Origin of the sequence: Amycolatopsis sp. WAC 01375 (genome assembly GCF_003947325.1) — a bacterium.
Lineage (GTDB): Bacteria > Actinomycetota > Actinomycetes > Mycobacteriales > Pseudonocardiaceae > Amycolatopsis.
In genome coordinates this window covers 235,870-247,122 of sequence record NZ_QHHW01000011.1, presented here as the reverse complement: position 1 = coordinate 247,122, position 11,253 = coordinate 235,870, and the positions used below count along the sequence as shown (strand labels likewise).

The window sequence follows — 11,253 nt, the reverse complement described above, 5'->3', positions numbered from 1 at the left end:
CAGATTGCCCACGTGTTACTCACCCGTTCGCCACTAATCCACCCGAAGGCTTCATCGTTCGACTTGCATGTGTTAAGCACGCCGCCAGCGTTCGTCCTGAGCCAGGATCAAACTCTCCAACAATGTCAAATTTGATCGAGGCAAATTTTACTTGCTCTCAAAGGAACCTCAAACGAGGTTCAAATACATAAGCTCTACTGGCTTAGTTCACTAGCACACTGTTGAGTTCTCAAGCAACACGCTTTGTTTCAAAGCGATATTCACAAGCTTTTGGTCGAGCATGCCGAATCCTACACTGTTAGTCGTAGCGGGTCGGCGGCCGCTCGTGGGCCGACGCTGAACATTACCTGGTCCGGTTCGCGGTGTCAACCCGCTCGGCCCTGGTTCCTTGCCTCGGGGCTTTCGGCCCCGGCGGCCCGGTGTTCCTGGCGACGAAGAGAAGATTACATGCCCCGGAACCCCCTGAAAACAGGGGGGTCACTTAAGGACATCACCGCAGGTCAGCCGGTGTGGACCACCCTCATCCGACGGTCTTCAGGTAGCGGGGCGGTTTGCGGGCGGGCGCCACGCGTTCGAAGTCGGCCGCGTAGGCGAGCACTCGGGCGTCCGTCCACTGCCCCGCCATGAACGAGACGCCCACCGGGAGCTCGCCGACGAAACCGGCGGGCACGGTCACCGCGGGGTAGCCCGAGACCGCGGCCGGCGTCGACGACGGGATCACGTCGTTGTCGCCGGTCTTGCAGTCGGTCTTCCAGGCGGGCGGGTTCGTGGGCGCGGCGATCGCGTCGAGGCGGTACTTCGCGAGGGTTTCGTCGATCGAGCGTTTCGCCAGATCGGTGAGCTCGCGGCGCATGGCCTGGTAGCCGGGATCGGACGGACTGGGCGCGACGAGCGCCTGTTTGAAGAGTTCTTGCCCAGCGAAGCAGGTCTGCTCCAGCGGGTCGGAGCGGTTGTAGTCGATCAGCGCCGCGAGGTCGCGCGGGCCTTCGGGGCGCGTGGCCAGGTAGCGGTCGATGTCCCGGTGGAACTCGGTGAGCAGGGCCGGGAACTCCAGTTCACCGAGCCTCGCCTGATACGGCGGCGTCACGTCGACGACCTCGGCACCTGCCTTGACCAGCGAGTTCTTGGTTCGCGTCAGCACGGCGTCGACGTCCGGACCGAGAACCGGCAGACGCCAGAGCCCGATCCGGGAGCCCTTCAGCACGCCGGGCCGGAGGTGTGCGGCGTAGTCGGTCGGCTGGTTCGGCGGGTACGCGCCGGTGGCCGGGTCGCTCGGGTCACGGCCTTGGAGCGCGGACAGGGTCAGCGCGACGTCGACGACGTGCCTGGCCATCGGGCCCGCGGTGTCCTGTTCGGCCGAGATCGGCACCACACCGGTGCGGCTGACCAGGCCGAGGCTCGGTTTGTGCCCCACCGTCGAGGTCATCCCGGCCGGGCAGACGATCGAGCCGTCGGTCTCACTGCCGATCGCGACCTGGGCGAGCGACGCGGCGATACCCGCGGCGGAACCGGCGGACGACCCACAGGGGTTGCGATCGAGCACGTACGGGTTGTTCGTCTGCCCACCGACGCCCGACCACCCGGAAGTGGGTTTGGCGGCGCGGAAGTTCGCCCATTCGGACAGGTTCGCCTTGCCGAGGACCACCGCGCCCGCGTCACGCAGACGGCGGATCAAGGTCGCGTCCTTCGTGGGCTTGCTGCGCAGCGCGCGCGAACCCGCCGTCGTCTGCATGGAGCGGGTGTCGACGTTGTCCTTCACCAGGACCGGGATGCCGTCCAGCGGCCCGCGCGTCTTGCCGGCGCGACGCCGGACGTCGCTCTCCGCGGCCTGCGCGATCGCGGCCGGATTGACCGCGATGACCGCGTTCACCTTCCGGTCGACCTTGTGGATGCGATCGAGATAGGCCGAGGTCAGACCGACCGCGGTCAGCCGTCCGGAGGACATCCGGGCCTGGAGCGCGGGGATGTCGGCGGCGTCGAGATCGAGAGGCCTCCCGGCGGCGGATGCCGCCGGCGCGGCTGTTGCCGCGATGGTCGCGGCGACCAAGGTCGTCAGAACTCTGAACACCGGTCGCCGCACCATCAGGTCTCCTTCGTCTAGAGAACCGGAAGCAGGGTCCGCAGCTCGTACGGGGTCACCGCGCTGCGGTAGTTATCCCATTCAACACGTTTGTTGCGCAGGAAGAAGTCGTAAACGTGCTCTCCGAGCGCTTCGGGCAGAAGTTCCGATTTCTCCATCTCGGACAGCGCCTCGCCGAGGTTCTGCGGGAGCTGGGCGTATCCGGCCGCACGACGCTCGGCATCGGAGAGCTGCCAGATGTTGTCCTCGGCGGGCGGAGGAAGCTCGTAACCCTTCTCGATGCCCTTGAGACCGGCGGCCAGGATGACCGAGTACGCCAGGTAGGGGTTGCATGCGGAGTCCAGCGTGCGGATCTCCACGCGGCGTGACGACGCCTTGCCGGGTGAGTACATCGGCACCCTGACCAGTGCGGAACGGTTCGCTCGACCCCAGGAAACGGTCGTCGGGGCCTCGCTGCCACTGATCAGCCGCTTGTAGGAGTTCACCCACTGGTTGGTGACCGCCGAGATCTCCTTCGCGTGGTGCAACAGCCCCGCCACGAAAGCTTTACCCGTCGCTGACAACTCGTACGGGTCTTCGGCGTCGTAGAAGGCGTTGCGATCACCTTCGAACAGGCTCACGTGGGTGTGCATCCCGGAACCCGGCTGGTTGGTGAACGGCTTCGGCATGAACGTCGCGCGGACACCTTGGGTGAGCGCGACCTCCTTGACGACGTACCGGAAGGTCATCACGTTGTCGGCCATGGTCAGCGCGTCGGCGTACCGGAGGTCGATCTCCTGCTGGCCGGGCGCGCCCTCGTGGTGGCTGAACTCGACCGAGATTCCCATCGCTTCGAGCGTCTCGATGGCGTGGCGGCGGAAGTGCGTCGCCGTCGCGTGGCTGGCCTGGTCGAAATAGCCGCCGTTGTCCGCGGGCTCGGGTTCGCTGCCGTCGTCCGGCAGGCTCGCGAGCAGGAAGAACTCGATTTCGGGATGGACGTAGCAGGTGAAACCCGCTTCGGCCGCCTTCGAGAGCTGCCTGCGCAGAACGTGCCGGGGGTCCGCCCAGGACGGGGAGCCGTCCGGCATCGCGATGTCGCAGAACATGCGCGCCGAGTACGGGCCGCCGTCCGGGGTCTCCCATGGGAGGACCTGGAACGTGGCCGGGTCGGGCTTCGCGACCATGTCGGACTCGTAGACCCGGGCGAATCCTTCGATGGCCGATCCGTCGAAGCCGATCCCCTCGCTGAAGGCGCCCTCGAGTTCGGCCGGCGCCACCGCGACGGACTTGAGAAACCCCAGCACATCCGTGAACCAGAGCCTGACGAAACGGATGTCGCGCTCTTCCAAGGTACGGAGCACGAACTCCTGCTGGCGATCCATGGCCGCACCCTAACGAGAACGTGTTAACGACATGTTTCGCGACGCGCCGATCGACCGGAAGTGGTGGATCACCCTACGAGGACCGGTTCGGGTTTCGCGGCCTTGGTGATCGCCAGCGAAGCGACCGAAGCGAGCACGGCCAGGCCTGCCGCGATGTACCAGGCGAGCGCGTAGCTGCCCGACGAATCGCGGATCGCGCCGGCGCCGAAAGCCGCCAGACCAGCGCCGAGCTGGTGGCTGGCGAACACCCAGCCGAAGACGATCGGCCCGGCGGCGCCGTATTGCCGGACACAGAGCGCGACGGTGGGCGGGACCGTCGCCACCCAGTCGAGTCCGTAGAAGACGATGAACGCCCACATGCTCGGCTCCACCGTTCCGCTCAACAACTGCGGGAGCAGGGCGAGTGATACGCCGCGAAGGGCGTAGTAGACGCCGAGCAGGATCCGCGGGTCTACCCGGTCGGTGAGCCAGCCTGAGGCGATCGTGCCCGCGACGTCGAAGATCCCGACGAGGGCGAGCAGGCCGGCGGCGGTCGTCTGTGGCATGCCGTGGTCGTGCGCCGCGGGGACGAAATGGGTGCTGACCAGGCCGTTCGTCGTGGCTCCGCAGATCGCGAACCCGATGGCGAGCAGCCAGAACGTCCTCGTGCGCGCCGCCGAGCCGAGGACCGAGAGCGCGCGACGGGCGGAACCACCCGTGCGAGTGACGGGAGCGGCTTCACCGGGCTCCGCGCCGTAAGCGGTCGTTCCGACGTCGGACGGGTGGTCGCGCACCACCAGAAGGACGACAGGGACGACGGCCAGCGCGGCGATGGCGATGACGAGCGACGCCGTGCGCCAGCCTTCGTCGACGGCGAGGTTGGCCACGATCGGGAGGAAGATCAGCTGGCCGGTGGCGCCCGCCGCGGTGAGGACCCCGGTGACGACGCCGCGGCTGCGGACGAACCAGCGGGCGGCGACCGTCGCGGCGAAACTCATCGCCATCGAGCCGGTGCCGACGCCGACCAGGACACCCCAGCAGAGGATGAGCTGCCAGCTCGCGTTCATGAACACCGTGCCGCCCGCGCCGATCGCGACGACACACAGCGCCGTCGAGGCGACGCGTCGCATGCCGAAGCGCTCCATGAGAGCTGCCGCGAAGGGCGAGAAGAGGCCGTAGAGCACGAGGTTCACGGAGACGGCCGACGCGATCGTCGCGCGCGACCAGCCGAATTCGTTGTGAAGCGGGTCGATGAGCACGCCGGGGGCCGCGCGGAAACCGGCGGCGGCGAGCAGGGCGATGAAAGCGGCGGCGGCGACGAACCACGCGCGGTGGAGCCGGGTCTCAGGTTGCACGGGTACAGCGTCATCGGCGACGGCCCCCAGCGGAAGCGGCTGGAAGGACACTGTGCGAAAGATTCGGGCCAAGGCCATAGGCTCTGGCCATGCGCTGCCGTCACCTCGTGCCGGCGCTGCTGCTCACCATCGGGCTCATCGGCGGCTGCGCGGGGTCACCCCCGTTGCCGCCTGCCCAGGACTACGTGAGCGCGGCGGCCGACTCCCTCGTCTCGTTGCGCAGCGTGCGGTTCACGCTCGGAGTGAACGGCGTCGTCACCGGGCTGCCGGTGCGCGGGCTCGACGGCGAGGTCAGTCTCGAGGGTGGCGCGGTCGGTAATGCCGACCTGCAGGACGACTTCGGACGGAAGAAGGTCCAGTACCGCCTGTCCGGCTCGGAGATCACGCTCAGTGGGCCTGGCGGGGAGCGGGTGCTTCCGGCTTCGGCGCCGTACACGCCTGAAGCGATGCTCGGGGCTGAAGGCGGGCTTCGGCGGCTGCTGACCGGGGCGACCGACCTGCGGGGCGAGCGGTGGGAGCGGGTGCAGGACACCGATTCGTTCCGGATCGCCGCGAAGGTGCCGGCCGCGGTGATCGGCGGGATCGTGCCGGAGATCAAGTCGGATGTGTTCGTGAAGCTGTGGATTTCGCGGGACGAGCCGCGGCGGCTGGTGCGGGTGTGGCTGCAGGTGCCGCCGACGAAGCCGGAGGAGTTCGCGGTGATGTTGGAGTTGGCGTTGACCAGGCATGACGCGGTGGTCGTCGGGGGCGGGCGATAGCAAAGGTCCCTTGCTCCCCCGCTAAGAGCAGCGGGTGTCGGGAGCGGGTAGTTCGCCGTCGATCAAGTACGCGAAGCCGGCGCTGTCGACGCACTCGTTGCCGTCGAGGAAGACAGTGTGCTGCGCGCCCTCGAACGTCAGCAAAGCTCCCTTGAGGTCTCGGGCCAGGTTCACGCCGGACGCGTACGGGGTCGCCGGGTCGTCGGTGGTCGAGATGACCAGCGGCCGCGGCAGGCCGTCGATGTCCGGCTTGTGGACCTCGGAGGTGGCGGGCACCGGCCACACCGAGCAGATGTCGAGTTCGCTCATGTCCGGGGTGCCGCCGGCCAGGAACGGCGCGCCCTGGAGCATCCGCTGGTGGGCGCCCTCGATGACGCGTCTGTCGGCGATCCGCGTGCTGTCGACGCAGCGCACCGCGAAGTACACGTCGAGGATCCCGGTGTACCGGCCGTCCGTCTCTCGGCCGTAGTAGTTGTCGGCGAGCGCGACCAGGGTTTTGCCGCTCCCCCGTTTCAGCTCGGCGAGCCCGTCGTTGAGGAACTTCCACGCGTCAGCCGAGTACAACGCGGCACTGGTCCCGGTGATGGCGTCCTCGAAGGAGAGCTTGCGGGTCCCCGCGGGCACCGGTTCGGCGATCAGCGGCCGGACCAGATCCTGGAAGACCCTCGTCACCGCATTCGCGTCACGGCCGAGCGCGCAGTCCTCGCGAGCGACGCACCACTTGCCGAATTCGGCGAACGTGTTCTGGAAGCCGGCCATCTGCGTGACCAGCGATTCCGCGGTGTCGAGTTCGGGATCCACCGCACCGTCGAGGAGCAGCGCCCGCACCTTGTCCGGGTAGGCCTCGGCATAGGCGGTCCCGATCTGCGTGCCGTACGAAAAGCCCAGGTAGGTGAGCTTCTCGTCGCCGAGAGCCGAGCGCAGGACGTCGAGGTCGCGGACGACGTCCCTGGTCCCGATGTTGGCGAGCAGCCCTTTACCGTGCTTCGTGCGCTCGGCGCACTTCGCGGCGTACGTCCTGGCGTCGCCGAGTTGCTTCGCGATCCCGTCGGGCGTCAAGTCGCTTTCGGAATCCTCGGCGCGGTCCGCGTCGCGTTCGGCGTCGGTGAGGCAGACGAGCTTCGGATCGCTGATCCCGACACCGCGCGGATCGAATCCGACGATGTCGAATCGCTCGGCGAGTGCCGCCGCCGGCCGGGACTTCGCGATCCGCGCGGCAGCGGAGACGCCTGATCCACCGGGACCGCCGGGATTGAGTACGAGGGAGCCGATCCGCCTTTCGACCTTCTTAGTCTTGTGCCGGAGAACGCCGATCGAGATCGTCTCGCCGTCCGGCTTCAGGTAGTCGAGTGGCACGGTGAGCTTCGCGCAGTCGAACGCCTTGTCCGCGAAAGACGCGCACGCGCCCCACGTCAGCTCCTGCCGAGTGAACTTCTCAAGCGCCTTCGGGTCCGGTGTCGGTGACGCGGTGGTCGTCGGAGACACCGTCGGCGCGGGCTGCGGCTGCTGCGTCGTGCAGGAAGTGACCAGCACGGCGACAACGAGCACGGCCGGAACGCGGCGAAGGCTCATCTCGCGATCTTCGCAGCGTCCCGGCCGGTCAGGGGCCTTCGCGCCGAACTCGTTACTTGGCGGTGCAGCGGGTGCCTTCGTCCGGCAGGACACCGTCCACCAGGTAATCGATGCCGATCTTGTCGACGCACGAGACGCCCTGGAGGAAGACCGTGTGCTGGTTGCCCTCGAACGTCAGCAAAGCTCCCTTGATCGCTTTCGCGAGGTTGACGCCCGCCTGATACGGGGTCGCCGGGTCGTTCGTGGTCGAGATGACCAGCGTCTTCGGCAGGCCTTCGACGTTGGGCTGGTGCGGCTCCGAGGTGTTCGGCACGGGCCAGAAGGCGCAGGCGTCGCGCGCGGAACCGTCCGGTTTGCCGTCGTCGAGAAACGGTGCCGCCTGCGCGTATCGCTTCTGCGCGTCGAGGAGCTTCGCCGGATCGGTGACCCGCGGGTCGTCGACGCACCTGATCGCGACGAACGCGTCCTGCGTCGTCCCGTAGCGGCCATCGGCGCCGCGTTCGTTGTAGAGGTCGGCCAGTTTCTGCAGGCCGTCGCCGCGCTGACGCTTCAGGTCGTTGAGCGCGGTGTTCAGCGGTTCCCAGAGATCTTCCTGGTAGAGAGCCTGTATCACCCCTGTCGTCGCGTCCTCGTACGACAGTTTCCGGCCGTCGCTGACCGGCACCGGGAAGTCGATCAGCGGCCGCACCAGGTCCTGGAACGCCTTCGTCACGCCGGCGGCGTCGCGCCCCAGCGCGCAGTCCTCGCGCGCGGCGCACCAGTTCGAGAACTCCCCGAACGCCTTGCCGAAGCCCTGTCCCTGCGCGACGAGCGACTCCACCGCGTCCTGCTCCGGGTCGACGGCTCCATCGAGCACCAGCGCGCGGACGTTCGCCGGGAACGCCTCCGCGTAGGCGGATCCGATCCGCGTCCCGTAGGAGTAGCCGAGGTAGTTCAGTTTCGGATCGCCGAGGACCGACCGCAGGACGTCCATGTCTTTCACGACCTCACGGGTGCCCACGTTCGCGAGCATCGAGGGGCCGTGTTCGGTCCGCTCGGCGCACTTGGCCGCGAAGTACTGGGACTCGGTCTCCTGCTTTTTCACTCCCTCGGGCGACCCGTCCGTCTCGCTGTCGTCCGCCCGGTCCGCGTCGCGTTCGGTGTCGGTCAGGCAGCGGATCTGCGGCTGGCTCGCGCCGATGCCGCGCGGGTCGAAACCGACGATGTCGAAGCGTTTGCCCAGCGCGTTCGTCGACGTCCGGGAGGCGAGACCGGCCGCGGCCGCCATCCCGGAAGCGCCGGGGCCGCCGGGATTGACCACGAGCGCCCCAATCCTTTCGTCGGTTTCCAGTGCCTTCCGGCGCAGGAGGCCGAGCGTGATCGAGTCGCCTTCAGGTTTCGCGTAGTCGAGCGGGACGGTCAACCGGGCACATTGTGCGTCCTTCACTCGAAACGCCGCTTTCGCGTCATCGGATGTCGCGTAGGGTGCACAGTCGGCCCAGGTCAGGCTCTGTCCGTAAAACTTCTCGAGGCCGGGCGGCACCGGCCCGGTCGGAGCGTGCGACTCGGTGGCCGGAGGCGGCGGCTGGGTTCTACCCTCTCCCGACGAGCACGCGGCGGAAGTGACGGCGAGCAGGCCGGACAGCGTGATCGCGGCGAATCGACGGGCACGGGACCTGGCGCTGACATGAGTGGACACGGTTGGATCGTGCCATCGGCCGTGGAACTCGGCCGCACCACCACCGCGTTGGTGATACGGGTGCGTACGGCAGAAGAGCAGACGGGAGCACAGGGGTGGCAGCACTGATCAGCCGGGTGGGCAAGAAGCTGCGCCGGATCATCCAGCGGCCGGGCAGCGTCGAGCTGACCCGCTACGAAGCGCTGCTGCCGGCCATCGAGAAGCTCGAGCCCGAGTTGGAGAAGCTCTCCGACGAGGAGCTGACAGAGCGGGCCGGCAAGCTTCGCGACGCCGCTTCCTTCGGCAACGACCAGCTGGTCGAGGTCTGCGCGCTCGGTCGTGAGGCCGCGCGGCGGGCCCTCGGCGAGCGCGCCTTCGACGTCCAGCTGCTGGGCACGATGGGCCTGCTCAGCGGGCATATCGTGCAGATGGAGACCGGTGAGGGCAAGACGCTGGCCGGTGCGCTGGCCGGCGCCGGGTACGCCCTGCGCGGGAAGCACGTCCACGTCGTCACGGTGAACGATTACCTCGCCCGTCGTGACGCGGAGTGGATGGGTCCGATCTACGACCTGCTCGGCGTTTCCGTCGGCTGGATCGAGCCCGCTCACTCCCGCGACGAGCGCCGCGAGGCGTACGCGAAGGAAGTCACGTACGGCGCCGTCAGCGAGATCGGCTTCGACGTGCTGCGCGACCGCCTGGTGACCCGCGAAGAGGACCTGGTCCAGCGCGAGCCCGAGGTGGCGATCGTCGACGAAGCGGACTCCGTGCTGGTCGACGAGGCCCGCGTGCCGTTGGTGATGGCGGGGTCGATCGACCACACCGACGCCGATGAAGAGGTCGCGAACATCGTGCGGCGGCTGCGGCTCGGGCTGCACTACGAGACCGACGCCGACGGCCGCAACGCCTGGCTGACCAAGGCGGGCGCGTCGGTGGTCGAGAAGGCGCTCGGCGACGACATCAACCTCTACGACGAGACGGGCTCGGACAGGCTGCCCGCGGTGAACGTGGCGCTGCACGCGCACGCGCTGCTCACCCGCGACGTCGACTATCTGGTGCGCGACGGCAAGGTGCAGCTGATCAACGCCGCGCGCGGCCGCGTCGCCGAACTGCAGCGCTGGCCGGACGGTCTCCAGGCCGCTGTCGAGGCGAAGGAGCAGGTCAAGGCGACCGACCGGGGCGAGATCCTGGACTCGATCACCGTGCAGGCGCTGCTCGCGCGGTATCCCGAGGTCGCGGGGATGACCGGTACCGCGGTCGCGGTCGCCGAGCAGCTGCGCGAGTTCTACAAGCTCGAGGTCGCGGTCATCCCGCCGAACACGCCGAACATCCGCGAAGACCAGGAGGACCGGATCTTCGGGTCGCCGTCGCAGAAGCTGCGTGCGATCGAGGAGGAGATCCGGCGGGTGCACGAGTCCGGGCGGCCGATCCTCGTCGGCACCCAGGACGTAGCCGAGTCCGAAGAACTGGCCGAGAAGCTGGCGAAGGCCGACCTCGAATGCGTCGTGCTCAACGCGCGCAACGACGCCGAGGAAGCCGAGATCATCGCCGACGCCGGCAAGAAGGGCGCGGTCACCGTCTCGACCCAGATGGCCGGTCGCGGTACCGACATCCGGCTGGGCGGCAAGGACGGCGACGGCCGCGACGAGGTCGTCGAACTGGGCGGCCTACACGTGATCGGCACCGCCCGGTACCCGTCGAGCAGGCTGGACGGCCAGCTGCGCGGCCGGTCCGGACGGCAGGGCGACCCGGGCAGCGCGGTGTTCTTCGCCAGCCTGAACGACGAACTCGTGCTGTCGAACGCGCCGGACATCCCCGAGGGCATCAGCTCCGACGTGGGCAGCGGCGAGATCGTCGACCCCGCGGCGCTGCGGCAGATCAACCACGCGCAGCGCGTCGCCGAGGGTGTCGACCTGGAGATCCACCGGAACACCTGGCGCTACACGCGGCTGATCGAGCGGCAGCGCGGCGAGCTGCTCGAGCACCGGGACAAGGTGCTGAGGACCGCACACGCGGCGGAGGTGCTGGAAAAGGCGCACCCCGAGAAGTTCAAGGAGCTTTCGGAGGCCGTCGACGACGAGGCCCGTGTCCACCAGCTGTGCCGAGAGGTGCTGCTGTTCCACATCGACCAGCTGTGGTCCGACCACCTGGCGTTCCTGACGGACGTGCGGGAGAGCATCCACCTGCGGGCGCTGGCGCGGGAGACGCCGATCGACGAGTTCCACCGCGCGGCGATCCCCGAGTTCCACAAGATCATTCCGGAGGCGGCCGAGCGGGCGGCGAAGACGCTCGAGGAGGCCGAGATCACCGAGAACGGGATCGACCTCGGTGACGCGGGCGTGCGGCGGGCGAACACGACGTGGACCTACCTGGTGCACGACAACCCGTTCGACTCCGACTTCGAGCAGACCATCAAGAAGGTGCGGAGCATGATCAAGCGGAAGTAGCGCGCGGTCCTGAGCAGGGAGCGGGGGACCTTTGCTATCACTCTCTT

7 protein-coding genes and 1 rRNA gene are annotated in these 11,253 nt (G+C 68.2%); 2 read left to right on the top strand and 6 right to left on the bottom strand.

Translation table 11 applies throughout. The features are described from left to right. From DL991_RS04425 to DL991_RS04410, 4 genes are all read right to left on the bottom strand, one after another. Positions 1-123, bottom strand: a 16S ribosomal RNA gene (locus DL991_RS04425); the annotation flags it as partial. Positions 124-520: 397 nt separating this feature from the next. After that, the gene (locus DL991_RS04420; RefSeq protein ID WP_125781165.1) at positions 521-2,083 is read right to left on the bottom strand and encodes an amidase; all 1,563 of its coding nucleotides are present in this window, start codon (positions 2,081-2,083) and stop codon (positions 521-523) included. A gap of 14 nt (positions 2,084-2,097) precedes the next feature. Then, on the bottom strand, positions 2,098-3,441 hold the full coding sequence (glnA, locus tag DL991_RS04415; protein ID WP_037303423.1) for a type I glutamate--ammonia ligase: 1,344 nt from the start codon (positions 3,439-3,441) through the stop codon (positions 2,098-2,100). A gap of 68 nt (positions 3,442-3,509) precedes the next feature. Then, on the bottom strand, positions 3,510-4,775 hold the full coding sequence (locus DL991_RS04410) for an MFS transporter (protein WP_125781163.1): 1,266 nt from the start codon (positions 4,773-4,775) through the stop codon (positions 3,510-3,512). 89 nt (positions 4,776-4,864) lie between these two features. Here DL991_RS04410 and DL991_RS04405 point away from each other — a divergent pair, with 89 nt between their 5' ends. Continuing rightward, on the top strand, positions 4,865-5,533 hold the full coding sequence (locus DL991_RS04405; RefSeq protein ID WP_125781161.1) for an LppX_LprAFG lipoprotein: 669 nt from the start codon (positions 4,865-4,867) through the stop codon (positions 5,531-5,533). Between the two features lie 21 nt (positions 5,534-5,554). Here the strand turns inward: DL991_RS04405 and DL991_RS04400 are convergent, their stop codons facing one another. Together DL991_RS04400 and DL991_RS04395 are read right to left on the bottom strand one after the other, a co-directional pair. Next, a complete protein-coding gene (locus DL991_RS04400) occupies positions 5,555-7,105 on the bottom strand; it encodes an alpha/beta hydrolase (RefSeq protein ID WP_125781159.1) in 1,551 nt (516 codons plus the stop codon). 52 nt (positions 7,106-7,157) lie between these two features. Further along, positions 7,158-8,729: an alpha/beta hydrolase gene (locus tag DL991_RS04395; RefSeq protein ID WP_199753815.1), complete on the bottom strand. Its 1,572-nt coding sequence runs from the start codon at positions 8,727-8,729 to the stop codon at positions 7,158-7,160. Between the two features lie 149 nt (positions 8,730-8,878). Between DL991_RS04395 and secA2 the strand changes: the two genes are divergently transcribed. After that, the gene (gene secA2, locus DL991_RS04390) at positions 8,879-11,206 is read left to right on the top strand and encodes an accessory Sec system translocase SecA2 (protein ID WP_125781157.1); all 2,328 of its coding nucleotides are present in this window, start codon (positions 8,879-8,881) and stop codon (positions 11,204-11,206) included. Positions 11,207-11,253 lie beyond the last annotated feature (47 nt).

What these genes read in the sequence shown, in the direction of transcription:
- DL991_RS04420 (WP_125781165.1), bottom strand. Translation starts at nt 2,083, where the DNA reads ATGGTGCGGCGACCGGTGTTCAGAGTTCTGACGACCTTGGTCGCCGCG.
- DL991_RS04400 (WP_125781159.1), bottom strand. Translation starts at nt 7,105, where the DNA reads ATGAGCCTTCGCCGCGTTCCGGCCGTGCTCGTTGTCGCCGTGCTGGTC.
- glnA (WP_037303423.1), bottom strand. Translation starts at nt 3,441, where the DNA reads ATGGATCGCCAGCAGGAGTTCGTGCTCCGTACCTTGGAAGAGCGCGAC.
- DL991_RS04405 (WP_125781161.1), top strand. Translation starts at nt 4,865, where the DNA reads ATGCGCTGCCGTCACCTCGTGCCGGCGCTGCTGCTCACCATCGGGCTC.